Below are 26,824 nucleotides of genomic sequence, written 5' to 3'. Positions count from 1 at the left end.
CGAAACATCCGGCAGATCCGCTCTCTCTGCCCTCTGTAATCGTTGATCAGTCTCCGAATGTGCCGCTCAAAATATCCCCCTTCCAGAAAAGCCGCCATGGCATATTGTTCAAAACCGGATACCGTACAGGAATAGAAATTCATGGTGGAAATATACCGTTCCATCAGCTTCTCCGGCAGCACCATATAGCCAATACGCAAGGACGGTACCATAGTCTTGGAAAAGGTATTGATATAGATAACTCTGTGATTCCGATCCATGGACTGCATGGAAGGGATGGGTTTGCCAACCATGCGGAACTCACAGTCGAAATCGTCCTCCACGATATAACGTTCCGGCTCCTCTGCCGCCCAGCGAAGCAGCTCCTGCCGTCTTCCCACCGGCATGACCAGCCCGATGGGAAAATGGTGTTCCGGCGACACATGCGCCACAGTGATGCATTTTTCCTCCAGCTGCTCCACCTTCATTCCCTGTCCGTCGATGTCCACATAATCCCATGCCACGCCGCCCACTTCATATAATTTCGTAATCTTGCGGTAGCCCGGATTCTCCACGCCGAATTTTGCATTTTTCCCAAGGAGCTGTAACAGACGGCTGTATAGATATTCCGTTCCCGCACCCACAATAATATGATCCGGTGATACCTGCATGCCGCGGTACCGGTACAAATGCTCGGCGATCGCCACTCTTAATTTTTCCACTCCATTAAAAGGAACTGTCTTAAGCAGAGATGTATCATAATCCGTCAGGGTCTGACGCATGATCTTCGCCCAGGTGGCAAAGGGGAACTTATCATATTGAATATTATTTGCCGTCAGATCCGCCATATATTCCTCCTCCCGGAAACGGGTCACAAAGGAGGCATACGCCGGAGTGGCTGTGCTCTTCACTTCCAGACGGTTGACAAAATATCCTCTCTTCTCCTCCGACCGGATATAGCCTTCCAACAGCAGCTGCTCGTAGGTATTTTCCACAGTCTTGACGCTGACCTGCAAGTGTTCAGCAAACGCTCGCTTCGAAGGAAGCTTCTCTCCGGCAGTCAGCCGACCGCTTAAGATGTCAGCCTTCATTGCTTCATATAAGTATTCATACATGGTTTTTCTGCCACGGGCAGTCAGGTCATAGGTTAGCATCTGGTATCCTCATATTTTCTCATTTTGGTTATTTAAAAGAGGTCAGTTTTTATTATAATGAACTTATAAAGTAAAAGCAAGCAGGAAGGAAAACAAGGAGGATTAATATGGGCGTATATGCAATCACCGGCGCATCCAGCGGAATCGGCGCCAAGACAAAAGAACTGTTGCTTCAAAAAGGACACGAAGTCATCAACATTGATCTGAAGGGCGGCGACATCTGTGTGAACCTGGCCACTCCGGAGGGAAGACAGACTGCAGTAGACAAGCTGCACGAGCTGCATCCCGAAGGTCTCGACGGCATGATCTGTAATGCCGGTGTCTCCGGCGCCTGCGGCAATCTGGAGCTGATCATTTCCCTGAACTATTTCGGGACCGTAGCCATTGCAAAGGGCGTCTATGACCTCCTTCAGAAAAAGCACGGCAGCTGCGTAGTCACCGTATCCAACACCATTTCCCAGGGTGCCGGACGTAAAGATATCGTAGATCTGTTGAATAACATCGGCGATGAAAAGAGAGTATTAAGCCTGGTATCCTCTATGGATTCCACCAACCTCTCCGTAGGCAACAGCCTCTATGTATCCACCAAGTACGCTCTGGCAAGATGGGTCCGCAGAGTCTCCGCTACCTGGGCAGCCAACGGTGTCCGCATCAATGCAGTAGCTCCCGGCAACGTACATACTGCCATGACCGCTACCATGAGCACCACCGCGAAGATGGCACTGAACGCTCTCCCCATTCCCACCAAGTACGGTCAGGAATGTCTGATGGCACCGGAAGAGATTGCGGAAGTTATGGTATTTTTAGCTTCCGATTCCGCCAGAGGCGTCAACGGCAACATCATGTTCGTAGACGGCGGTACCGATGCACTGTTAAATTCTGAAAAGGTATATTAAGGAGGAACACGCTATGAGACCCATTGAAAAATATGTAGAAGCTATGGAAAATAAAGATTTTGCCGGACTTGCAGAGTTGTTCACTCCCGACGGCATTCTGTGTGACTATTGTACCACCTCCGCTTCCCAACAGGAGTATCATATCTACGGAAAAGAAGCCATTAACATGTTCTTCCGTAATAAATTCGGTTTCCGCCGTTACTCCATTTTAGATGCTGAGGTCGTTAATGACAAGCAGGCCGAATTCATTGCCAATTTTGGCGGCTACAATATCATGGCCATCGCCACGGTCCGTGAGACCGATGAAAACGGTCTGATTCAGAGACTTACCGTCAGACCCAAATAATTTGCCAATCCCTTATACTTTTCTCTAATAAAATCTTACGCTAAAGAAGCGGTATCTACACGAGATACCGCTTCTTTGCATTCTGTCCTTTCAAATTATCCGGATCATTCCGGGGCTGTTCCGGACACTACGTAATTCGTCACAGCATACAGAATCTCGCCGTTGTACTCCACTCTGGACCAGCCGGAGGCTTCACTGTATCCGGTGCGATGCAGATTCGTTCCGTTCCTTACCTGGGTACGCACGGTGCTCTCCCCCTCACTAGTGCTGGGTTCTGTCCGCAGGTTAATCAGATCCTTAGGCGTAATATAGTCATCACAATCCACGAATACAATAACTCTGCCGTCCTGGGTGCTGACTCGGTTGGAATTCACCGGCACTGTCGGTGTCTTATAAGAGGTGTCCGTAGTCAGATAAGCGGATACCGCATAGACAGTCTGCCCGTTGTAATTAAGTCTTGACCAACCGGTGTCATCATTTCTGCCGGTGCGCGTCAGTGTCTCACCGTTTTTCAACTGCCCCACCACATTCCCTTCCTCTGAGGTCGATGGCGTGCTGCGGAGATTGCTCACATCTTTCGCGGTGACAGTATCATTTACCTCTATAAAAGTCATGCTGCCATCGGATACCGGTGCAGGTGCAGGGGTATCTTCCACTACCGGTCGGTTCTCCGGGGTTGCCGCAGGCGTGGGCGTTGCAGTCGGCTCAGGAGTTGCAGGCTCCGGGGTAGCCGTGGGTGCCGCTGTCGGTTCTGGGGTTGCCGTGGTCTCAGGTTCTGTAACAGTCTCCATCGCCTTAGTCTCTTCCGTTACTATCACCGCTGGAAGTGTATCCCCGCCCCCGTCGTTACTATTATGATGGCTTAACTTCCACAGAGGAATACAGATCAGAATCGCCAGAATCACCATACCGATAAATGCAGGAATCATCCATAGTTTGAAGTGGATAACGATTTCACCGTCTTCCGGAGAGTCATCCGCAAAGTCATCCTCTGCAAAATCATCTTCTTCCGAAAGATCTTCATAATCAAATATCTCATCCTGTCCGGAAATATTATTCTTCCTATTATTTTCCGTGTCCCTATCAGTCATAATTTATGCCTCCTTCTGTATTCTGTAGAAATCCTGCAGATAACAATAACGCTCCGGAAGTAAACTTCTGAAGCGTTAATAAATTATTTTACTGTCCCTCGTATTTTTCACTCTGCATACGGATCAGTTCCGCATCATCAAAGTAGTTGATACGCATTGCACTCTTCACCTCAGATAATGTCTGTGCTGCCACCGTGCGGGCCTCGTCGCTGCCCTTCTTCAGGATCTCGTATACTGCGGGAATATCCTTCTCTAATTCTTTTCTACGGTTACGGATGGGCTCTAAGGTCTCCTGCATTACGTTATTTAAGAACTTCTTCACCTTCACGTCACCCAGACCGCCTCTGGTGTAATGAGCCTTCAGCTCGTCCAGATCTGCATAATCCGGCAGATATCTCTCGAAGTGCTCCGGCCGGCAGAACGCATCCAGATAAGTGAATACCGTATTGCCCTCTAAATGTCCGGGATCACTGACAAGCAGATGCTCGGGGTCAGTGTACATGCTCATGATCTTAGTACGTACATCGTCTGCACTGTCTGACAGATAGATACAGTTGCCCAGGGATTTACTCATTTTCGCTTTGCCGTCGATGCCGGGCAATCTCTGACATGCCTCGTTCTCAGGCAGCAGTGCCTTGGGCTCCACCAATACCGGTGAATATACCGTGTTGAATTTATGCACGATCTCTCTGGTCTGCTCGATCATGGGCAGCTGGTCGCCGCCTACGGGAACGGTGGTTGCCTTGAAAGCAGTAATATCGGATGCCTGGCTGATAGGATAAGTGAAAAATCCCACGGGGATGCTGGCTTCGAAGTTACGCATCTGAATCTCGCTCTTAACGGTCGGATTCCTCTGCAGTCTCGCTACGGTTACCAGATCCATGTAATAGAAGGTCAGTTCACACAGTTCGGAGATCTGAGACTGGATGAAGATCGTAGCCTTACTGGGATCCAGTCCGCAGGACATGTAGTCCAGTGCCACTTCGATAATATTCTGACGTACCTTCTCGGGATTCTCGATATTGTCCGTCAGCGCCTGTGCGTCTGCGATCATGATAAAAGTCTTCTTATATTCGCCGGAATTCTGTAACTCCACACGTCTTCTTAAGGAGCCTACATAATGTCCCACATGCAATCTACCGGTGGGTCTGTCACCTGTTAAAATAATCTTGTCCATTTCTTCCTCTCAATCCGCCGCCAAAGCGACTATACATCATTGCTTCTATCATACCATCTTTTTGCCAGGAAGGAAATGGTTTTTTTAATACTACTGGATCACCAGATTAGAATACCCCATCAGGCTCTCATCCACTGCATGTGCAGCTTCTCTGCCTTCGCGGATCGCCCATACCACCAGCGACTGTCCCCTGTGCATATCGCCGGTGACGAATACATTTTCCACACTGGTCTGGTATTTCCCGGGGGCAGTTTTTACATTGGTGCGTTCATTTAATTCCACCCCGAAAGCATCGACAATGTATTTCTGGGTTCCTAAGAAGCCCGCTGCGATCAGTACGATCTCCGCATCCAGGATCTGCTCGCTTCCGGCGATCTCCTGCATCTTCATGCGTCCGGTAGCCGGATCCTTTTCCCAGGACAGCTTCACGATCTTCACAGCTTTCAGATTGCCATTCTTATCCTTGATAAATTCCTTGACCGTGGACTCATAAATCCTCGGATCATGTCCGTAGACCGCAATGGCTTCTTCCTGACCGTAATCGGTCTTGCAGACCTTCGGCCATTCAGGCCAGGGATTGTTCTCTGCTCTCTTATCCGGTGCCTTGGGCATCATCTCAATCTGGGTCACTGATTTTGCACCGTGACGGATGGAGGTTCCCACGCAGTCATTACCGGTATCACCGCCGCCGATGATGACCACATTCTTCCCCTTGGTCTCCACATATTTTTTATCTTCAAAATTTGAATCCAACAGACTCCTGGTATTCGCTTTCAGGAAATCCACCGCGAAATAGATTCCCTTGGCATCTCTGCCGGGAGCATTGATGTCTCTGGGGTTGGAAGCACCGCATGCCAGTACGACACGGTCAAAATCATGCAAAAGCTTGGATGCCTTGATATCCTTGCCGATGTCGGTTCCGGTGACAAAGGTGACACCCTCTTCCTTCATAATATTGATCTTGCGGTCGATGATCTGCTTCTCCAGCTTCATGTTGGGGATGCCGTACATCAACAGTCCTCCCACACGATCGGAACGCTCAAACACTGTGACCTGATGTCCTCTCTGGTTCAGCAGATCCGCTGCTGCCAGTCCGGAGGGACCGCTGCCGATGACTGCCACTTTTTTGCCGGTGCGTACCACAGGGGGCTTGGCTGCCGCATAGCCCTCGCTGTAAGCATTCTCAATGATGGCATATTCGTTCTCTTTAGTGGAGACCGGATCCCCGTTCAGCCCGCAGGTACATGCCGCCTCACACAGGGCAGGGCATACTCTGGAAGTGAACTCGGGGAAATTGTTGGTCTTCTTCAGACGGTTGTAAGCCTGCTGCCAGTTGCCGGTATATACCAGATCGTTCCACTCCGGCACCAGATTGTGCAGAGGGCATCCGCTGGCCATACCGCAGATCATCATACCCGACTGGCAGAACGGCACGCCGCATTCCATACATCTGGCACCCTGTAAACGCTGCTTTTCCTTCGGCAGATGCTCATGGAATTCGTTAAAATGCTGTATTCTCTTCTTCGGATCCTCAGCCACGCTGACTTCCCTTTTATATTCCATAAATCCCGTTGGTTTTCCCATGACTCTCTCCATTCTGCAGACGCATCGGCATCGGAAGAATCGCGAACTAAATTTCAGATTTAGTTCTGCGATAAACTAATTTGTGGCGCCCGCGACACAAATTAGTCGTGTGAAAAGTAATCTTCAGGATTGCTTTTCACACTGGCCTCCCATTTACTTTCTGGTGTTGGCATAGAATGCTTCGATCTGTGCCTGCTCTGCGCTCAGTCCCTTTTCCTCCATCTGTACGATGGTCTTCAAGACTCTCTCATAGTCATGAGGGATGATCTTCTTGAACTTGGGCAGATACTCTCCAAAGTTGTCCAGCACTTCCTTACCCTTGGCGGAATTGGTCAGTGCCACATGCTCCTGGATCATGGATTTCAACTCCAGCACATCATATTTGGATGTGATCTCGCTGGAAGATACCATTTCCTTATTCAGACGCTTGTACAGATCGTTGCCTTCATCCAGTACATAAGCGATACCGCCGCTCATACCGGCTGCAAAGTTTTTACCGGTGGGTCCCAGGACTACCACGCGTCCGCCGGTCATGTATTCACAACCATGATCACCTACACCTTCGACGACTGCGATGGCACCTGAGTTACGTACGCAGAAACGTTCGCCTGCCACACCGTTGATGAATGCTTTACCGGAGGTTGCACCGTACAGTGCCACATTACCGATGATGATATTTTCCTCAGCCTTGAACTTGCTGCCCTGGGGAGGATATACCACCAGCTTACCGCCGGATAAGCCTTTGCCGAAGTAGTCGTTGCTGTCGCCTACCAGTTCCAGAGTCAGGCCCTTGGGGATAAAGGCTCCGAAGGACTGTCCGCCGGCACCCTTACACAGTACATGGTAGGTATCCTCTTCCACATCATCGCCCAGTTTTCTGGTGATCTCGCTTCCGAGGATCGTACCGAAAGCACGATCGGTGTTGCTGACGTCTACTTCGATGCTGCGCTTCTGTCCTGCGTCGATGGCTTTTCCCAGCTGCTTTAACAGTACCTTCTCATCCAGTGTCTTCTCTAACTGGAAGTCATAGACCTGCCTGGGATCAAAGGTCACCTTCTGCTTGCTGCCCTCGTAAGGATTGCTTAAGATCTGGGTCAGATCCACTTCCTCCTGACGATCGGTCAGATGCTCTTTTCTCTTCAGCAGATCAGTTCTGCCCACCAGTTCATCTACGGTACGCACGCCCAGTGCTGCCATGTATTCCCGCAGCTCCTGTGCGATAAATTTCATAAAGTTTTCCACATATTCCGGCTTACCGCGGAAGTTTTTCCGCAGCTCCGGATTCTGGGTAGCCACACCTACCGGACAGGTATCCAGATTACATACTCTCATCATGACACAACCCATGGTTACCAAAGGAGCAGTAGCAAAACCGAATTCCTCGGCGCCTAAAATGGCTGCGATGGCTACGTCTCTGCCACTCATGAGCTTACCGTCGGTCTCGATACGGACTTTATTACGCAATCCATTCATGATCAGGGTCTGATGGGTCTCTGCCAGTCCCAGTTCCCAGGGAAGTCCGGCATTGTGGATGGAGTTTCTCGGTGCCGCACCGGTACCGCCGTCATAGCCGGATACCAGGATGACCTGGGCTCCCGCCTTGGCTACACCGGCTGCTACGGTTCCCACACCGGCTTCGGATACCAGCTTCACGGAGATTCTTGCCTGGGTGTTGGCATTTTTCAGATCATAGATCAACTGCGCCAGATCCTCAATGGAATAAATATCGTGATGAGGGGGCGGAGAGATCAGGGACACACCGGGTGTGGAATGTCTGGTCTTGGCAATCCAGGGATATACCTTTCCTCCGGGCAGATGTCCGCCCTCGCCGGGTTTTGCTCCCTGTGCCATCTTAATCTGGATCTCCTGTGCACTTACCAGGTAACGGCTGGTGACGCCGAAACGTCCGCTGGCTACCTGCTTGATGGCAGAACAACGGTTGAGTCCATCCGGGCCTACGGTCAGACGGTCCAGATCCTCACCGCCTTCACCGGAATTGCTCTTGCCGTGCAGATGGTTCATGGCGATGGCCATGGTCTCATGGGCTTCCTTGGAAATGGAACCGTAGGACATGGCACCGGTCTTGAATCGGGTTACGATGGACTCTACCGGCTCTACTTCCTCGATGGGCACACCCTTTTTCGGATAATTGAAGTCCATCAGTCCTCTGAGGTTCTTGATGGAATCTTCATCGTTGACCATGGCAGTGTACTGCTTGAACATCTGATAATCACCGCGTCTGGTGGATTCCTGTAACATATGGATGGTAGCGGGGTTGTACAGATGCTCGTCACCGCCGCTGCGCATCTTGTGGTGTCCGGGGCTGTTTAAGGTCAGGTCGTTTTTCAGTCCCAGCGGATCAAATGCCTGAGAGTGCAGGTCGTCTACCTGCTGCTCAATATCTTTTAAGGTAATACCTCCCACACGACATACGGTGTTGGAGAAATACTTACTGATCACTTCCGGTGCAATACCGATAGCCTCGAAGATCTGGGAGCCCTGATAGGACTGGATAGTGCTGATGCCCATCTTGGAAGCTATCTTGACAATGCCGTGGAGAACAGCGTTGTTGTAATCATCCACTGCAGCATAATAATCTTTGTCCAGCATATTGCTCTCGATCAGCTCCTTGATGGTATCCTGTGCCAGATAAGGGTTGATAGCGCAGGCACCATAGCCAAGCAGTGTAGCAAAATGGTGTACTTCTCTGGGTTCGCCGGATTCCAGGATCAGTGCGACTCTGGTCCTCTTCTTGGTGCGTACAAGATACTGGTTCAGGGCAGATACGGCAAGCAGGGAAGGAATGGGCACATGGTTCTCATCCACGCCTCTGTCGGACAGGATCAGAATGTTAACGCCTTCTCTGTAAGCTCTGTCCACTTCCACGAACAGTCGGTCAATAGCACGCTCTAAGCTGGTGTTCTTATAATATACGATAGGTACGACTTCTACCTTGAAGCCGTCTACTTTCATGTTCTTGATCTTCAAGAGATCGGTGTTGGTCAGGATCGGGTTGTTGACCTTCAGAACGTTACAGTTCTTCGGAGTCTCCTCCAGGATGTTGCCTTCGGTACCGATGTATACGGTGGTGGAGGTTACGATCTCCTCACGGATGGCATCAATGGGCGGGTTGGTCACCTGTGCAAACAGCTGCTTGAAATAATGGAACAGCGGATGATTTGTCTTACTCAGCACTGGCAGTGGGGTATCCACACCCATGGCTGCGATAGCTTCGCTGCCGTTCTTTGCCATCGGCAGAATGCTCTGCTTCATTTCATCATAGGTGTAACCAAAAGCCTTCTGCATCCGCTGACGTTCTTCGTAGGTGTATTCCGGAACGCGATAGTTCGGGATATGGATGCTCTTCAGTTCGGTCAGATTGTTATCCAGCCATTCTCCATAAGGTTGTCTGGAAGCATATTTTTCCTTGATCTCCTCATCGTCGATGACTCTGCCCTGTACGGTATCGACCAGGAGCATCTTGCCGGGACGAAGTCTTTCTTTTACTTTGATCTTCGTGGGATCAATGGGAAGCACACCTACCTCAGAGGACAGGATCAGGGTATCGTCGTCAGTGATCATGTAACGGGAAGGACGCAGTCCGTTTCTGTCCAGCACGGCTCCCATGATATCTCCGTCGGAGAACAGAATGGATGCAGGACCGTCCCAGGGCTCCATCATGGTAGCGTAATACTGGTAGAAATCTCTCTTAGTCTGGGACATTGCCTTGTTATTCGCCCAGGGCTCGGGGATGGCAATCATGACTGCCAGAGGCAGCTCCATGCCGCTCATTACCAAAAACTCCAATGTATTGTCTAACATCGCGGAATCGGAACCGGTCTTGCTGATGGCAGGCAGTACCTTATGCAGCTGACCCTTCAGATGCTCAGATTCCATGTTCTCTTCGCGCGCCAGCATCTTATCGGCATTGCCGCGGATGGTGTTGATCTCACCGTTGTGTACCATCAGACGGTTCGGATGGGCACGCTCCCAGCTGGGGTTGGTGTTGGTGGAGAAACGGGAATGTACCATAGCAATGGCGGATTCGTAATCCTCACTCTGTAAGTCTGCAAAGAAGGTACGAAGCTGTCCTACCAGGAACATTCCTTTATATACGATGGTTCTGCTGGAAAGAGAGACCACATAGGTATCATCGGAAGACTGCTCGAATACACGCCTTGCAATGTAAAGTCTGCGGTCGAAGGGCAGACCTTTTTCCACATCGGCGGGCTTTTTCACAAAGCCCTGCATGATATAGGGCATGCACTCTACTGCCTTGTGTCCCAGTACATTGGGGAAAGTGGGCACTTCACGCCAGCCGAGGAATTCCATTCCTTCCTTTTCCACAATGATCTCGAACATCTTCTTCGCCTGGTTACGGCGCAGCTCTTCCTGGGGAAAGAAGAACATGCCGACACCGTATTCTCTCTCTCCGCCGATATCCATGCCCAGAGCCTTTGTGACTCTTGCAAAAAATTTGTGGGGGATCTGGGTCAGAATACCGACACCGTCACCGGTCTTACCTTCCGCATCCTTACCGGCTCTGTGCTCCAGATTCTCTACGATCTTCAGCGCATTCTCAACGGTAGCGCGGCTCTTCTCTCCATGAATATTGACACAGGCTCCGATACCGCAGTTATCATGCTCAAATTCTTCCCGATATAACGGTGCCTTGGGCAGCTCCTGTTTTACATCAAACATATAGTTCTCCTTTCCGGTTTTCTATTTCTCTCTTCTTAATCCGTCTGTTACTGTTTTGAACCTCATTTGCAAGACCGTAATAGTAACAAAAAAGGTCGCAATGAGACTCTTTCGAGCGCCTCATTGCGACCTTTTCTGTACTATACACCTATTTTTCTCATTTGTAAATATAGATTTTTCTATAAATCGTCAGATAATTTGTCAATTTTATTATTTGCATGTCTGTTATCTGGAAATTGTATTAATTTTCTCTTTAAAATTATATTTTCCACACAACTTTTTGTGGATTCCCCCTATTTTTCCTGTTTCCGGCCATACACCTTGCTCATCAGTTTCTGATACATTGCAGAAAAGTGTTTACTCTCTGCCAGTGCGGTGCGAAGAGGCGCAAACGTCAGTGCCATCACTGCCCGGTAGCGAAACAGTTCGCCGGGATTCATGTATTTTGTCGTGATCTCCTTATGTTCTGCAGCGCTGCGCTTCAGGTTCTCCTTGGTCTCAGAGTAGCCGCCGCCCTCGTAGGAGGACACGGTAAGTCCCAGATACTGCATGGGTGCTTTGGCACGATAATAGCACCAGAGGAAATGTTCGTAATCTGCACGGATCTTATATTTGGGTTCATAGGGCTTCTGTCTGCACAGGTCTGCAGCATAAAAGCAGGACTGGTGGCAGGGAATGTTGCGGTAGCAGACGAAACCGGTGATGCGGGGCGGGGAAGAGATCTTCGTCTCTGTCTTCGCGCTGTATGTATCGCCGTAGTAGATGCCCTGAAGTTTCGCCGGGTGCTGTTCCATGAACTGTGCGGTGCGGCTCAGAACTTCGTTGTCAAAGAAAAGGTCACCGCAATTTAGGAAAAGAATATAGTCGCCGGTCACATGGGAGACTGCCTGATTCATGGCTTCGTAGATGCTGTGGTCGGGTTCCTGGTATAAGCGGATATGTCTGTCCTCGCGCATGGTTTCTATGGAACCGTCGCGGCTGCCGCCGTCTTTGACGATGATCTCGAAATCAGGGTAGGTCTGGGACAGGATACTGTCCAGAGTCTGATTCAGTTTAGGGCCTGGGTTTAAGCAGACTACGATAATGCTGAATTTCATGTGTTGCTCCTATTTTTCTATAAAATCTCCGTAGCCTCGACAGAGGGAAGAAACGCGACACGCGCGTGCTTTAGCACGATGCGCTCATGTCGCAGAGCGTAGCGGCACATAAGCGTGGAAAGTACCCACGCTAAGTGCCGACGTCTGCTTACGGTCTGCTTATTCTTCCCTCTGTCGGGGCTACTGGGTTATGATAACCATCCAGAGATATCTTATCGAATATCCAGAGGATGGCTAATATACTTTATTAGTGCTTAGAATACATTTTTCTGTTTATGAAGTGTTCCAAGGGAGGCTGCTGCCACTGCCAGGAAAATCACGCATACAGGCCAGCTGACAAAGCCGGTGACGGCGATGGCGGTATAGGACAGGCAGTAGGCGAGGACGTTGGATGCCACATGGACAAAGACTGCCATTTTGAACTCTCCAAAGTATTCGTAAGCATATGCCATCAGGCAGCCGATGAGGAAGCCGTATACGCCCTGGACATAGTTCATGTGGTAGACACCGAAGATCAGGGCGGACAGGGCTATGGCGAGTTTGATATCCATGAATCTGCGAAGGTATCCGTAGATAACTCCGCGGAACAGGAGTTCCTCTGCTATGGGGGAGATGAAGCCGAATACGAGGATTCCTACGATAAAGTGTGCGGAATATTGCTGGGCTGCCACTTCGGTATAAGCTTCAGACTTATTAGTCACTCCCAGGAGTTCAAACAGGAGATTGCATCCGATGACGGCACCGATGGTAGCCACAGTCAGTAAGACATATTTGCTCTTTCCTTCTTTTTTCAAGTGGCTTAAGTGCATGTCCTCTTTATTTTTATCAATGAGCAGTTTCGCTGTGGACCATACGGCAATGGCACCGCCGATGAATCCAAGAGCCGCAATGATACTGGAGACATCTCCGGAGTAGCCGTTATAGGCGCCGGTCTCATCCCGTAGGATTAAAAGATCCACCAGTCCACCGGAGGCTCCGGACTGTGCCAGCTGATATAACAGTGCCAGCAGCGCATACTGCACTGCATTGCGCACCAATATAAACATCAGAAACGAATACACCATGGTCCAGATCCTCTGATACATGGGGTTTTTCTTTTTATTGTCCGGATTTCCGTTCAGTAATTCTTCACTGCCACGGAGTAAAAATTTCTCCAGTTCTTCCACGGATTGTACAATGTAATCCGCCTTCGCTTCCTTTAATTCTTCCTTGCTTCCGTAGCCGTAGGTCACTCCCACGCTCTCCACTCCGAGCGCTCTGGCTCCTTCCACATCAAACTTTCTGTCACCGATCATATAGACCTGTTCGGGATCCACGGGGTTCTCTCCAAAGAGCTGACGAAGGGTTTCCTGTACCACCTGATCCTTGGTCTCTCTTCTGCCGTCCAGTTCACTACCCACCACTACAGAAAAATATTTTTTCAGATCAAAATGTTCCAGGATACGCTCTACGTATACCTGGGGCTTGCTGGATGCTACTGCCAGAAAATATCCCTTAGCCTGAAGTTCCCGCAGCATCTTAGGGATACCGGTATAGACCTCATTTTCAAAAAGTCCCGTATCCTGAAAACGCTCTCTGTATTTTGCCACAGCATCTTCTGCCTGCTTTGCGGTGAAACCGTAGAATTCCATAAAGCTGTCACGCAGTGGCGGTCCGATAAAAGGCTCTAACTTGTCCAGATCCGGCTCCTCGATGCCGAAGGAGTGCAGTGCATACTGCACACAGGTAGTAATTCCGATTTTAGGATCTGTCAGGGTACCGTCCAGATCAAACAGCAGATATTTCTTCATTCTTATAATTCCTTTTTCTTTCTATTCTTATATGTTCCGCAAACGACTCGTACAGCATTCAAAAATTGTCAAGCTTTTCTGATGCCGCAGATGGAAATTTATACGAGTTATTCGTCTGGTTATTTGCAGAACAAGGTACTAGAAGCTGCGGATCTTGTCTCCGTCATCCTCGGTATTTTTCAGTGCCTTGATCTCCACATCGTAGCCCACATTGGCATTGACCTGCACATGGACGATGTCGCCTACTTTTTTGCCAAGGAGTGCTTTGCCCAGGGGGGACTCATTGCTGATCAGACCTTCCAGGGAATTACCGCGGACGGTTGTCACGATCTTGTAATCCTCTTCCGTGCCGTCATCTACGAATTCCACCGTGACGGTGTTGTTAATACCTACCTCATCCGCTGCGGAGTTCTCGGAGATGACCTTCGCGGTCTTGATCATTCTCTCCAGATAGCGGATCCGGCTCTCGTTCTGATTCTTATACTTTTTGGCTGCATAGTATTCAAAATTCTCGCTGAGATCACCGTGGGCTCTGGCTTCTTTGACGTCTTCCAGTGCCTTGGGACGCACGACCAGCTTGCGGTATTCGATCTCTTCTTCCATTTTCTTAATGTCAGTGGGGGTTAATTCATCGTACATAATTTCTCCATTTCTATCTATTCACTTACTTGCTTCACTTCGCATCAGGGATACATCTTTCTTTTCCTCTGGCAAATGCACTTTTCTGCCTCAAGCAGCCATTCGACCTTAACCGCTATGTTTTACCGGCATACCAGCATTTTACAATTGCATTGCATAGATCACAGCCAAAGATAAAATGATCTGAATGATAGCAAATCGGAATACCGTCTGGGTATTGGACCAGTCCCACACCTTACGCACATGATCGTGCAGCGGCGTTCTCGTATTTTTTAAAATATGAATCTTCAGAAAGCGAAGCAGGGACACCTTAAGAAGTCCCAGTCCTCCGTCCAGGATCAGCACCAGTGCCAATGGGATAAACAGGAACGGGCAGCCGCTCTTTAAAATGGCGATGCTGATGAACAATCCCATGGCCCGGGAACCGGCATCCCCCATCATCAGCTTACTGGGTGTGGCATTGTACCACAAATAGCCCAGAATACATACGGCAAACAGCAGGATCAGGAAAGAGTAAGTCTCATTCACATCCTTCATGCGATCCACAATGTAGATAGATATAATTGTTATAATAGTCAAAGTTCCGGACAGTCCGTCCACGCCATCGGAGCAGTTGGTCACATTCACGGAGGTCCATACCAGGATCACCGTGAGGATAGCAAATACCACAGGCGGCAGCGTGAACTTTACATGGAACAGTGCCAGCTCCACCACATTGGAATTATATTTCAGAAAAGTGATAGCTACCAGTGCTGCCACACACAAATCCAAAAAGCCCTTCTTATATTCTCCCCAGGGTGTCTTGGACGCATCATCCAAAAACCCGGTCATCATACATACCACGATCAGCAGCAGGTAGATCACCAGCTCTGCGCTTAAAGGGGAAAACAGCAGAACAGATGCCACAAATGCCAGGACAAAAATAATTCCGGCGCCTCTGGGTTTCCCCGCAGACAATTTTCCGTCATGGGCAAATTCTCTTCCGGCATCCTTAGGCAGATATGGACTTAATTTTGCCGTTGCCAGTACCGTAGCTCCAAAAGCAAAAAGGATTCCAAAAAAAGCAAGGAGAGAACTGCTTCCCTCCGGTAAGATCATCTGTAACATACTATCCCTCGTTTCCACATGATGCACCCGAGACATTCATCACGACACTCTCATGCTGTATTTTCTGATAAATTTCATAACTGTCCGGCGGGGCTTCGCGGAATGAACGTCCCAGAACAGTTACAAAACATTTTAACACAAATATATCGGAATCTCAAATAATTTCCACAACAATTCATGAACTGTTGCATTTGACAGCCTCCCTACGGTGGACTACTATATTCTTATGAATACTTTCTGAAAAATAGCCATAAAAGGAGAAACACCCTATGATGATCCATAAGATCGAACCTCATAAATATTATCCGGAATTCCGAAATCAGGAGCCAAAGCCTTCCGATTATCTGCTGTTGTTTGATGGTGAAAAGGTATATCTGCCCTCCCATACAGGAAACGACGCTGCTGTTGCGGGCTCTTCCGCGAATGCAGGTATTGTGAAGCATTCTCAGGTATATCTTCCTACCTTCGAGGAAGTTCATGGACTATTGGGAATCCGACAGCCCCTGGAGCGCTTTTTCCTCGACTGTGAATACCTCTTTTCCATTGACGACAGGGCTTTTTACCGTAAGACCGTAGAAAACTCCGGTGCTCTCATGCTCCCGGAGGAAGATCTCTATGCTTCCGGCGTGTTCCGTAACTTTGAACCGGAATATCTGGCATTCGCTGGGATCACCGCCACCCAGATCAACCGTTTCCGTCTGGATCGGAAATTCTGCGGCCGCTGTGGTCATCCCACAGTTCACAGTACCACAGAGCGGGCCTGCATCTGCCCGGAGTGCGGACAGATCGAATATCCCAAGATCTCTCCGGCTGTCATTATCGCCATCGTGGATACCATGCAGGACAAGATCCTGCTGACCCGCTACGCCGGCGGTTCCTACCGTCACTGGGCACTGGTAGCAGGCTTCGTGGAAGTCGGTGAGACCTTCAAGGGCGCTGCCCGCAGAGAGATCATGGAAGAGGTAGGCCTTAAGGTCAGTGATCTGGTCTATTACAAATCCCAGCCCTGGTCCTTCAGTGATTCCGCTATGATCGGCTTCTTTGCAAAGCTGGACGGTGATCCCACGATTACTTTGCAGGAATCCGAACTCGGTGAAGCAAAATGGTTCTCCCGTAGCGAAGTTCCGGATCTTCCTTCCACCATCAGTGTGGGGCAGGAAATGATCACCTTATTCAAGAATGGTGGGGATCCGTTTTGTCAGAGATAATTGTTGCATTTGACAGTTTTTCACTTCTATTCCATGGTATACCTTGACTTTGTGCCCCCGTGAATTCAGTTCCGGGGGTATAATCGGCCTATTATGGCTCCCCATACCCTAACGGTTCCTTGGGTATAGTCGTCCTATTGTAGCTCCCCATACCCAGCCGGTTTCTTTTCCCTGGGTATAATCGGCCTATTGTGGCTCCACATACCCGGCTGGTTTCTTTTCCCTGGGTATAATCGGCCTATTGTGCCTCCCTATACCCGGCTGGTTTCTTTTCCCTGGGTATAGTCGGCCTATTGTAGCTCCCCATACCCGGCCGGTTTCTTTTCCTTGGGTATAATCGGCCTGTTTTAGCTCTCTGCGCCCCGTTCTCTTGATCTTCCTGGGGCTTAATCAGCTTCTTTTCCTCTCTGCGCCCCGTTCTCTTGATCTTCCCGGGGCTTAATCAGCTTCTTTTCCTCTCTGCGCCCCGTTCTTTCGATCTTCCCGGGGCTTAATCAGCTTCTTTTCCTCTCTGCGCCCCGTTCTCTCGATCTTCCCGGGGCTTAATCAGCTTCTTTTCCTCTCTGCGCCCCGCTCCCTTGATCTTCCCGGGGCTTAATCAGCATTCTCCTTATATTTGCGCCCCACGCACGAAAAAACCTGCCTCAGACGATAGCATCATCATAAGGCAGGCTACTTTCTATACATACTTTCTTTACATACTTTCTTTTCCTAGAACATCGTAGCTGTCGTCGCTTCTCTTTATCTCAATAAGCGGCACTTCTTCGCTACCTTCACTAACAGATATCCCTTCGGGAAGCTGCGAAGCTCCTGCTCCGTGATGCCCCGCATCAGTATCAGCATGACAAAATAGACTACGGCAGCGATCACAATCGCCGGAATGACAGAGATCCGCATAGATTTCGTCACCATATACAGACCTTCGTAGATTGCCCAGGCTGCCGCTCCCATAAACGCGGATGCGAACGCCGGAATGACAAAAGTCTTGACGATCTCCTGTCTATAGCCTACTGCTCTTCTTACTGCCCACTGGTTCAGTACACACATCATACCGGAATACAGCGTATTGGCAATGGCAATGCTGTACAGATCCAGGCTTGTGAACATAAGAAGCAACACTGCTGCCACCGTCTGCACCACCAGCGAGATCCCCGCATTGATGATCGGGGTATTGACTTTGCCCAGCCCCTGTAAAATGGAACTGTTTAATGTCGACAATGCATAAAAGATAACCGACAGTGACAATGTCATTAAAAGGGCTGCCGCCAGGTTCAGTTCCTCTGCCGTCTTATTCGTGAACAGCAGACTGATCACCGGCTTCGCCAGCACAAAAAGTCCCACAGCGCAGGGAATCGAGATCACCATGGTAGTCTTCACTGCCAGTCCGATCTTCTCTCGGGCTCCCTTCACATCCCGGGCTGCTATGAGCTGTGCTACGGAAGGAATCATAGCCGATGCCATAGCAGATGCAAAAGCTATGGGAATATTGGACATTGTCAGGGATTGTCCGGAGAAAATACCATATTTTTCATAAATAGATACCGTATCCAGATTACGAAGGGACGGATACCATTTGGTGTAGATACTGTTGTTGACCGTACTGCTTAAGTTATATACGGCCGTACTCAAAATAAACGGGGTCACCACCAGTGTGATGGTCTTGAATATCTGTCCGTAGGAATCCACATGTTCATGTCTGTCACGCTGCACTCTGCGCAGGATCATCTTCCGGTTCAGGGCATAGATCCCTGCCATGAACAATAATGCCACCAGTACGCCCACACCGGTACCCAGCGCACTTCCCACGGCACCGTAAGTTGCTCTCATCACCTGCCCTGCCTGATCCGCCGGGACCTCGATCGTTCCCATAAACATTTGGATCAGAAGATATGCCGCGCCTACGCTGACTACCGCATTGGCAATCTGTTCCAGAATCTGCGATACGGAGGTCTGTGCCATGCTCTTATGTGCCTGAAAATACCCTCGTAAAACTCCCAGGATACCATAGACGAAAATCGTCGGTGCAAAGGTGCGCAGTACTGTGACCGCTGCTCCGGACACGAATAATCCCGCTCCGAAAAACAGAAAAAGGCTGGCTATACCGCCAACCACCAGTACATAGATCATGGCTCCGTGGAACAGTCTGTGGGCGTTGCGATATTCCTTCTCTCCCAGCTTCTGTGCGATAGCTTTGGAAATTGCCGAGGGAATACTATAAGAGGAGATCAACAGAATGATCGTATAATAGTTATACGCTGACTGGTAATAGCCAAGTCCCAGATTCCCGATGACACTCTGTAAAGGGCCCCTGTAAAGGAGCCCTATGATTCTGCTGATGATTCCGGCTGCCGCCAGAATTCCCGCCTGCATGATAAAATTGTTCTTGGAACTGTTCTTATCTGCCATATGTAATCTTACCTTATTCCAGTTCTTTATCCGATCAGCCAGTCATACATCTCCTGATATTTTCCGGCGGATACCTTCCAGGAATAGTCGGTGGCCATGGCACGATCCACGATCTTATTCCACTCTCTCTTCCTGTCATAGTAAATATGCTCCGCATAGCGGATCGTATTCAGCATCTCGTGTGCATTATAATTCGTAAAGCTGAAGCCCGTACCAGTGCTCTCATACTCATTATAGGGCTGTACAGTATCCTTCAGTCCGCCGGTCTCTCTGACGATGGGTACGGTACCGTAACGCAGCGCGATCAACTGACTCAGACCGCAGGGTTCGAACAGGGACGGCATCAGATAAGCATCACACGCCGCATAGATTTTATGGGACAGTGCATCCGAATAATAAATGTTGGCAGCCACCTTGTCTCCATACTTCCAGTCGAAATGACGGAACATATTCTCATAACGTTCCTCACCGGTGCCCAGTACCACGAACTGGATATCATCCTGGCACAGTTCATCCATCACATAAGCGATCAGATCCAGACCCTTCTGGTCTGTCAGTCGGGATACCAGACCGATCATCATTTTCTTATCATCTACGCGAAGTCCAAGCTCTTCCTGCAGGGCACGCTTATTCTTCACCTTTTCCTTGCGGAAATTCACTGCATTATAGGCTTTTACGATATTTTTGTCCGTCTCCGGATTGAACTCTCCATAGTCGATGCCGTTGACGATACCGCGCAGATCATGACTTCTCGCACGCAGCAGTCCGTCCAGACCCTCACCGTAGAACGGCGTCTTGATCTCCTCCGCATAGGTATCACTTACGGTAGTCACCGCATCCGCGAATACAATACCGCCCTTCAGCAGGTTCGCATCCTTATAAGCCTCTAACTTGTCAGAGGTAAAATAATACTCCGGCAGTCCGGTAATGCTCTGCACCGTCTTCACGTCCCATTTTCCCTGGAACTTCAGGTTATGTATGGTGATAACGGACTTCATGTTGCGGTAGAAATCTCCGCCATGGAAACGCTCCTTCAGGTATACAGGGATCAGGCCTGTCTGCCAGTCATGGCAATGGATCAGATCCGGCTGGAAATTCAAAAGCGGTAATGCCGACAGCACTGCCTTGCAAAAATATGCATACTTTTCGATCTCATATCTGGGATCATCCCCATAAGGCTTGAAACCACCGAAATAACTCTCATTATCAATGAAATAATAATGCACCCCGGCTTCCTCTGCCTCCAGAACACCTACGTATACATTCTGCCAGTTGAAATCCATGTAGAAATGTGTCACATACCTGAGTTTATCCTTCATCTCCTGTTTCATACAGGTATACTTCGGGATAAACACTCTTACATCAAAATACTCCTTGTCAATATACTTCGGCAAAGATCCTACGACATCCGCAAGTCCTCCGGTCTTGATAAAAGGTACGCCTTCCGATGCGGCAAAAAGAATTTTTTTCATGTAAACCCTCCACATATGCTACGGCTTATATTCAAAATATAGATTGATTATACCATGTTTACGATTCATAGAAAAGAGGGCAGCGATAATTTACAAATCTTTTAGAGTCTTCGGTTTTGCCTCAGTTTCTGTAAGAAAGTCGGATCCTGTCAGCGATCAGCGCGATAAATTCCGAATTGGTAGGTTTGCCTTTGCCCGTGTCGATCGTGTAACCGAACATGGCATCCAGGGTCTCCATGCGCCCTCTGCTCCAGGCAACCTCAATGGCATGGCGGATAGCGCGCTCTACGCGGCTGGGTGTGGTCTGAAAACGTTTGGCGATGGTCGGATACAGGATCTTCGTGATGGAACTGATCATCGCCGGATCCTCCACCGACATCATGATAGCTTCCCGCAGATACTGATACCCTTTGATATGTGCCGGGACTCCGATCTCATGGATCATATCCGTGACATCCTTTTCCAGGTCATGGATGACTTCCTGGGTCTGTTCCTTTTTTTCTGTCGCTTTTACTGTGCTGTCTTTGGCGTTTTTCGTAGAAGGAACCGTGATCATAATTTGGAATTCCTTGTTGGCATTCATCAGATCCCCCAGGATTTTGTATACTTTTTCATTATCCTTTGTAGTTGTAATGTTTAATTTTTCCATTAAACTACCTCCATGACTACAAAACTACTTTTTTCACGTACCGTTCTATTATAAATAGATATGCGTCATGGCTTCAAGCAGAACCCATCGCAAGATTTTTCCAAATTTCGCAGGCTATGCAACAACAATAAATAAGGGCAGGAATTTTGATACTCCCTACCCTATAATGGTCTCATACTTTATCAAATTCGTCTACAATTTGATTATTCATAATACTCTTCCCCCTATTACATCCACTTGCCATTAGCGGCATACCATTTTTCAGTAAATTCTTTGCCCTCAACCGCTGCTATATACGGTTTTGTCAGAAATACTTTTATTGTTTTCAACACAGTACTGTAATCATCCGTTTTCGTGTCGATTTTACGGACAAACGCTTTCCATTTTTTCTGCATTGCCATATCTTCATCGAAACTCATAACTTGTTCAAATTGTTCTACCGTAAAATTGTGCTCACGGTTCTGAAAGGTTCTGCTGAGCGCTTCGGTCAGTACATTACCGTCAAAATCGAACTTATTAGCAAGATAATAAATATCGTAATAATCTTTCATACGACTGGAAAATTCCATCAGGCTAAGGATTGCATCAATTTTCTCAGCAACAGTCGTTTCAATGGAATACGTATTAACTGTGGGTGCAGCAAAATCACCAAGCTGAGTGGGTATTTTTCGCCTTTCCTGCTTCGGCACAATGACATCACCAACACCGAAATCAATGCCAAAGGGGGTTCGAGTATTTTTTATATGGGCAACCATTGATGCTCCGATGCCTGCATACTTCTTCTGGACGGCGATAGGCGCAACATCCTTTATCTCAAAAGTCACAAAATCATTGCCGGTGTGAACAACGATAATTTCTTCGAGAATACTCTTTAACTGTTCCGGTGTATTGGGGATTTTCCGAAGCAAAAAATCTACATCAACTGTCACTCGGCTATCAAAGTCAGTAATAGAATATAGGAACAACCCGCCTTTCAACACAAAGTTCTCAGCATACTTGGAATTTTCCAAACGGCGCAAAAATTCCTCTTGGCAAAAGAGTTGCAAGCATAGCTGATAGCTTCTACCGCTTTCAGTCGCTTTATTTTTGAGCCGTGCCAACACAGATGCAGCTATATCAGCCATTTAGCAGTACCTCCATTACATTCATAACCTTAGTGTATAGTTTCATTTCTTTTGCGTACTTAGACAAATTTGCAAGGTTCTTTTTTTCATCCACAGCATATACATTGACCGCCTTATTAAAAATCTCGTTGTCAAGTTTTGTACGGTACTTAAAACAATCGCATATTGTTCGTTCACGATCATACACGGGCAGTATTACGCCGTTAAAATTGCTTACGGACTTACCTATATCTAAAAATTCCTTTTGAATATAGTAAGCCTTCATAGGAAATTCTTCAATGCTCTTTACAACACGGGTTGCCGTCCTTGGTACAGCAATCGACCATTCACGAGGAGAAAAATCACTGTATCCATAATGAAACAAAGCGGACTCCACACAAATAATTCCCTGTGGAAGGAACTCTCGTATGAGCTGTTCTTCTGTAATACTTTTACTTTGTGGGAGTTGATAAAATCCTCTGCGAATTCTTTCAATAATTCCTTCTTTACAAAACGACGCTACTTCGTATTTGTTTATCCCGTTAGCGGCAAAATCTGAAGTTTTTGCTATGCCGCCATTATTTTCAATTACTTTTTTTAAAATTTCTTTTTTACTCAAGCAGGCACCAACTTTCCTCACACAAGTTATAAATAATGTATGCACTTATTATACCATATGGTTTCGTAAATCGAAACTACTATACGCGTATATTATTCAAAATTTGTACGTCGAAAGTTATTTCGGGAAAACTCAGGAAAAAAGGCGCCCGGAATAACCCGGACGCCAATAAGAGGGAAAATGTATAAGTAGAAAAACTACGAGTAAAGCAAATTAAATTAATGATGCTCTGCCAGAGTGTGAAGGGCTTCCTTGATGGCTGTCTTCACGGTCTCATCCTGTTCTGCATTCAGTCTGTGCAGTAGATAGGTCTTGGCATATTCGGTGCCGATGCTGCCTAATGCTTTTGCTGCTTCGATACGGATCTTCGTATCCGGATTGTCGATCATGTGGGCAATGCTGTTAACACTGTCTTCATCCTTGATCCGGCTCAGAGCTTCCAGTGCGGCTACCACCACGGTGTCATCGGAAGAACTCAGATATTTGATAATCTTGTCGGATTTTCCTTTCTCCTGTAATTTCTGGATCTTACTTAAATCATGTTGTTCCATAAACACACGCCTCTTTCTTTCTGCCAACGCGGGGGCGGTAAAATCGTCTCCGGGGCATCACTATATATCGCCTGTGGTGATTGGCTTCTCTTGATAATGTTATGATAACACCTTATTTGTCAGAAAACAATTATAACAAAATGAAGGATTTCTAAAAATTCTATAACCTGCTAATCTTTTGCTCAAATAAATCACATCTGTATTCTAATGCCCGGTAGTCCAATGCCGATTTCACATCACTTGCCAATAAGCTTGTAATGCAGTAATTACATAATGATTATTGGGAAATAAATTCTAGTGAGTCAACAAACGAATTGATTTCTTCTTCAGAAAGCAGGGAAGATATATTAATCTCGCAGAAAGCATATTCTACAATAACTGTATATCTTTTTATTGTCTCTCTGATTCCATCACAATTATATGAAAAAGTTAATATATTGGCCTCATATCCATCTATATTTGTTTTGGATAATTCTATAATTTCTACTTCATCGTAGGTTTCTGATAATAGTTCCTTGTAATCTTCTTCTGTCATTTCAAGATTTACACGCCATGCCTCTCCTCTATCGATCCAAAGTACTTTCTTTCCTTCCGAGTTCCAAAAACTTATTTCGTTTCCATCCTCATGCTGCAATTCCATTAATTCCCATGTATTTGAATATTCAAAACTTATGTTATTATTTTCATATTTTAGCTGAATATGTTCCTCTGAGTTTAATTCTTCGCTACTGGAATCTGATTCTTTTATTTCCTCCACTACCTCAGGTTCAGTTTCCTCAAAATAAGAATTTGGTATTTCTTCAGGCTGCTTTTGACACCCCAATAAGGTTAAAGTCAACGTTCCAATCAAAATAACAGTAAAAATTTTTCTCATACATAATCTCCTTTATTTTCTCTTCTTAATATTTTAGTACTATAAAAGAAAACTTCGCTATTTCTGCCAAATTGCTGGTACTTTATGCTGAAAAAATATATTCCCAACCAATCCTTTTTACATAACTCATTGCCACTCATATTTTTAGTCTATTATCTTTTGGCCATTTTTTCAATATTTTCTTCAGTAAATGGTAAATATGAAATCTCCAGCTCTTCGACATTACCTTCATTTGCATTCAGCCATTCCATATAGTCCGTCTCATCCATGGGTTTCGTTCCCCATCCGTCTGTTCCTACATAATATACCGTTCCTGTTTCAGAAGTGTCTGCTTCATCCGGATATTGGTCTGACTTTCCGTTCGATTCCAAAGTCCACTTATCTTCTGAATGCACATATCCTACCAATTCATAAGTATCACTCTCCGGAATATACCGGTAAAACAAATATGGCCACATGTCTCCATAAGTTTGATTGTGTGAAGACAGTGCTTTTAGATTTCCATTACGCAAAAAAGCAAAATACGGGAATTCTTCTAATTGGATATATGTTTCTCCTGTATTACTATCATAGCCCATAATATAACCTTTCTCATCTGCCATTACCCCAGGGTCATATAGTACTACCAGTTCTTCCTTTCCGTCAGAATCCACATCGTCGATTGCAAAACTCGAATATTCTCCTACCGAAGTTTCCACCTTACTTCCATCCGGCAGAATATTGTTATACAAAAGATTGCGCAAAGTTGCTGCATATATCTGCCTTGCATCCGCATCATATTCTACCGCGACCTCACTACCATCTTTTACCACCTCATCATGTTCTACTGCCCCACTGCTGGTTGTTAGATCTAATTGAGGTTTTACAACCGGAGTAAGTGCAGCAAAATCAATGCTGTCCGCCAATATTTCCATCTATATTTTGATAAATTCTTCCATCCGGATCATACTGACTCACAAACTCCCGCCATTCTGCCAAGGCCTGCCATTCTTCACTTCCCTGATACCCTGATAAACCAATGGTACTACTTTCCTCTTCTATGGAAGAAGACCGGTTTATAAAAGGCAGCAACAAATCACGAAGTCCAAACCAATTAGCAGCATAAGCTACTATGGATAAAGATAACATCAATACAAGACATGCAAGGTTCACTATTACACCCCAGGTACACTAATAGGATATCTTCTGATACGCTTTGTCAAGGGTGTTTAAGAAATTTTTTCGCTTTGTTCAAACTCTTTTGCACAATCATTCAAAATAAGCCGTTTAATCTTATCGGTCATCGTTTCCTTGCTCGTTTCGCTGAAATGTAGCTTGACACGATAGGTTGTCTTTCCAATCCTCTTTACCATAACGGGCTGCTGTGTACCTTGTGCGGTCAGAGGGGAAGCGGTAGGGGTGGCGGTTTCGTTGCTCATAGGCTCTCCTTTCAAAGATAAATCCCCATGCGGTCAGCACATGGGGCGGTGGTCGGTATAGTGAAAGTGCGAAAGTGCAAAGCGCAAAGGCTCTGCGTTTTGCACTTTCAGTTTGCGGGTTGGGGCGGCTACGGCTTCTTTAGGAAGTTGTACCATTGCCCGCCGATACGCTTTGCGCCTAAAACCGCGCTCATGTTGCGCTTGGCGTTCTGTACTGTCCTCTCGAATATTCCGGCTTCGGCTGCGGCCTTTACAATGTTCTCGCTGGCAAGCTCTTTCCCGTCTGCAAGTAGGTCAAGTATCAGCTTTTCAGCCTGTTCGGTTTTGGCGGCGTTGTTGCCGCCCGCGCCGGACAGCAGCTCGTCGTCGGTTATGTCATATTCGCCTATCCATGAAAAGCCTGTTTCCGGGTCAAGACAAAAGGCGACAGGCTTCCCCTCCGGCGCAAGGGAAGATTTGTCATGGACGATGACGCGCACATTCGGCTCTCGCTTCACGCGCCCGATTAAAAGCACGCTCCGTGCGGCGGCTCGGAAGTCGATAGAACCTAATCCCCGGTACGCGCTCTGCCCTCCGGCTGCTTTGTTCAAATGCCCAATAAGGATAACGGCGCACCCGGTACGCTCCGCGACTTCGGCAAGGCGGCGGAAGATAGGACGCACTTCGTTAGCCTTGTTCATGTCGGCTTTGTCGCCCATATACGCCTGTATTGGGTCAAGGATAATCAGCCGCGCCCCGTTCTGTGTGATAGCTTTCTCTATGCGCTCATCGGACAGGGTAAGTTCCCGCTTGGATTCATCAATCACAAGAACGCGGTCAAGGTCTGCTTCGGCTTCCATAAGGCGGGGCTTGACGGTATCTCCCAAACCGTCCTCGGCGGTCTGGTAAATGACTTGGAATGGCGGCAGGGGCTTCATTCCCGGCAGCGTTCCCCCGGTGGTGCAGGCGGCGGCAAGGCGTAGG

Annotated in this window: 22 protein-coding genes and 1 pseudogene; 3 read left to right on the top strand and 20 right to left on the bottom strand. The window is 47.6% G+C overall.

The annotated features are described in order from the left end of the window. Positions 1-1,133: MocR-like pyridoxine biosynthesis transcription factor PdxR (pdxR, locus tag ACTRDR_RS12525; protein ID WP_440527882.1), on the bottom strand; the 1,133-nt coding region annotated here is incomplete at its 3' end. Positions 1,134-1,240: 107 nt separating this feature from the next. Between pdxR and ACTRDR_RS12520 the strand changes: the two genes are divergently transcribed. Continuing rightward, positions 1,241-2,029, top strand: a complete 789-nt coding sequence (locus ACTRDR_RS12520) for an SDR family oxidoreductase (RefSeq protein ID WP_176865651.1) — start codon at positions 1,241-1,243, stop codon at positions 2,027-2,029. A gap of 13 nt (positions 2,030-2,042) precedes the next feature. Next, positions 2,043-2,375 carry a nuclear transport factor 2 family protein gene (locus tag ACTRDR_RS12515; RefSeq protein ID WP_176865649.1) on the top strand — a complete coding sequence of 111 codons (333 nt, stop codon included), beginning with the start codon at positions 2,043-2,045 and terminating at the stop codon, positions 2,373-2,375. Between the two features lie 104 nt (positions 2,376-2,479). On the opposite strand, the gene ACTRDR_RS12510 is transcribed toward ACTRDR_RS12515, so the two are convergent. The 8 genes from ACTRDR_RS12510 to ACTRDR_RS12475 all read right to left on the bottom strand — a co-directional run bounded on the left by ACTRDR_RS12510 (position 2,480) and on the right by ACTRDR_RS12475 (position 15,561). Continuing rightward, positions 2,480-3,466, bottom strand: coding sequence for an SH3 domain-containing protein (locus ACTRDR_RS12510; protein WP_440527881.1), 987 nt, complete (start codon positions 3,464-3,466; stop codon positions 2,480-2,482). Between the two features lie 88 nt (positions 3,467-3,554). Continuing rightward, positions 3,555-4,643 carry a tryptophan--tRNA ligase gene (trpS, locus tag ACTRDR_RS12505; protein WP_440527880.1) on the bottom strand — a complete coding sequence of 363 codons (1,089 nt, stop codon included), beginning with the start codon at positions 4,641-4,643 and terminating at the stop codon, positions 3,555-3,557. 90 nt (positions 4,644-4,733) lie between these two features. Beyond that, positions 4,734-6,227 carry a glutamate synthase subunit beta gene (locus ACTRDR_RS12500; RefSeq protein ID WP_440527878.1) on the bottom strand — a complete coding sequence of 498 codons (1,494 nt, stop codon included), beginning with the start codon at positions 6,225-6,227 and terminating at the stop codon, positions 4,734-4,736. A 153-nt stretch (positions 6,228-6,380) separates the two neighbouring features. After that, positions 6,381-10,928, bottom strand: a complete 4,548-nt coding sequence (gltB, locus tag ACTRDR_RS12495) for a glutamate synthase large subunit (RefSeq protein ID WP_440527877.1) — start codon at positions 10,926-10,928, stop codon at positions 6,381-6,383. 293 nt (positions 10,929-11,221) lie between these two features. After that, the gene (locus ACTRDR_RS12490; protein ID WP_440527875.1) at positions 11,222-12,025 is read right to left on the bottom strand and encodes a glycosyltransferase family 2 protein; all 804 of its coding nucleotides are present in this window, start codon (positions 12,023-12,025) and stop codon (positions 11,222-11,224) included. 254 nt (positions 12,026-12,279) lie between these two features. Beyond that, positions 12,280-13,815, bottom strand: coding sequence for an HAD hydrolase-like protein (locus ACTRDR_RS12485; RefSeq protein WP_440527873.1), 1,536 nt, complete (start codon positions 13,813-13,815; stop codon positions 12,280-12,282). Positions 13,816-13,953: 138 nt separating this feature from the next. Then, the gene (gene greA, locus ACTRDR_RS12480) at positions 13,954-14,454 is read right to left on the bottom strand and encodes a transcription elongation factor GreA (protein WP_440527871.1); all 501 of its coding nucleotides are present in this window, start codon (positions 14,452-14,454) and stop codon (positions 13,954-13,956) included. A gap of 141 nt (positions 14,455-14,595) precedes the next feature. Further along, positions 14,596-15,561: a phospho-N-acetylmuramoyl-pentapeptide-transferase gene (locus ACTRDR_RS12475; protein ID WP_176865633.1), complete on the bottom strand. Its 966-nt coding sequence runs from the start codon at positions 15,559-15,561 to the stop codon at positions 14,596-14,598. A 272-nt stretch (positions 15,562-15,833) separates the two neighbouring features. Between ACTRDR_RS12475 and nudC the strand changes: the two genes are divergently transcribed. Next, positions 15,834-16,769 carry an NAD(+) diphosphatase gene (gene nudC / locus ACTRDR_RS12470; RefSeq protein ID WP_176865665.1) on the top strand — a complete coding sequence of 312 codons (936 nt, stop codon included), beginning with the start codon at positions 15,834-15,836 and terminating at the stop codon, positions 16,767-16,769. Between the two features lie 741 nt (positions 16,770-17,510). Here the strand turns inward: nudC and ACTRDR_RS12465 are convergent. The 11 genes and pseudogenes from ACTRDR_RS12465 to ACTRDR_RS12415 all read right to left on the bottom strand — a co-directional run. Beyond that, complete coding sequence (locus ACTRDR_RS12465; RefSeq protein ID WP_440527869.1) at positions 17,511-19,175, bottom strand: putative polysaccharide biosynthesis protein; 1,665 nt, start codon at positions 19,173-19,175, stop codon at positions 17,511-17,513. A 26-nt stretch (positions 19,176-19,201) separates the two neighbouring features. After that, the gene (glgA, locus tag ACTRDR_RS12460) at positions 19,202-20,647 is read right to left on the bottom strand and encodes a glycogen synthase GlgA (protein WP_349212470.1); all 1,446 of its coding nucleotides are present in this window, start codon (positions 20,645-20,647) and stop codon (positions 19,202-19,204) included. Positions 20,648-20,768: 121 nt separating this feature from the next. Next, positions 20,769-21,113, bottom strand: a pseudogene (locus ACTRDR_RS12455) (sporulation initiation factor Spo0A C-terminal domain-containing protein); the annotation flags it as partial. A 410-nt stretch (positions 21,114-21,523) separates the two neighbouring features. Next, positions 21,524-22,420 (bottom strand): nucleotidyl transferase AbiEii/AbiGii toxin family protein, encoded by an 897-nt coding sequence (locus tag ACTRDR_RS12450; RefSeq protein WP_440527868.1) that lies wholly within the window; start codon positions 22,418-22,420, stop codon positions 21,524-21,526. Then, entirely contained in the window at positions 22,413-23,018 is a 606-nt protein-coding gene (locus ACTRDR_RS12445; RefSeq protein ID WP_440527866.1) for a type IV toxin-antitoxin system AbiEi family antitoxin domain-containing protein, read from the bottom strand. Before ACTRDR_RS12445 ends, ACTRDR_RS12450 begins: the two co-directional genes overlap by 8 nt. A 218-nt stretch (positions 23,019-23,236) precedes the next feature. Then, on the bottom strand, positions 23,237-23,569 hold the full coding sequence (locus ACTRDR_RS12440) for a HEAT repeat domain-containing protein (protein WP_118505119.1): 333 nt from the start codon (positions 23,567-23,569) through the stop codon (positions 23,237-23,239). Between the two features lie 277 nt (positions 23,570-23,846). Continuing rightward, entirely contained in the window at positions 23,847-24,443 is a 597-nt protein-coding gene (locus ACTRDR_RS12435; protein ID WP_440527865.1) for a hypothetical protein, read from the bottom strand. 152 nt (positions 24,444-24,595) lie between these two features. Then, positions 24,596-25,348: a hypothetical protein gene (locus ACTRDR_RS12430; RefSeq protein ID WP_440527863.1), complete on the bottom strand. Its 753-nt coding sequence runs from the start codon at positions 25,346-25,348 to the stop codon at positions 24,596-24,598. Continuing rightward, entirely contained in the window at positions 25,332-25,571 is a 240-nt protein-coding gene (locus ACTRDR_RS12425) for a hypothetical protein (RefSeq protein WP_440527861.1), read from the bottom strand. Before ACTRDR_RS12425 ends, ACTRDR_RS12430 begins: the two co-directional genes overlap by 17 nt. A gap of 80 nt (positions 25,572-25,651) precedes the next feature. After that, positions 25,652-25,861 carry a transposon-encoded TnpW family protein gene (locus ACTRDR_RS12420; protein WP_440527859.1) on the bottom strand — a complete coding sequence of 70 codons (210 nt, stop codon included), beginning with the start codon at positions 25,859-25,861 and terminating at the stop codon, positions 25,652-25,654. A gap of 128 nt (positions 25,862-25,989) precedes the next feature. After that, a partial coding sequence (locus ACTRDR_RS12415) for an AAA family ATPase (RefSeq protein ID WP_440527858.1) occupies positions 25,990-26,824 on the bottom strand: 835 nt, incomplete at its 5' end.

Source organism: Simiaoa sp. (assembly GCF_051972595.1).
GTDB classification, from domain to species: domain Bacteria; phylum Bacillota; class Clostridia; order Lachnospirales; family Lachnospiraceae; genus Acetatifactor; species Acetatifactor hominis.
Note: the sequence above shows the minus strand (reverse complement) of the source record. Positions and strands in the feature narration are given on the sequence as shown.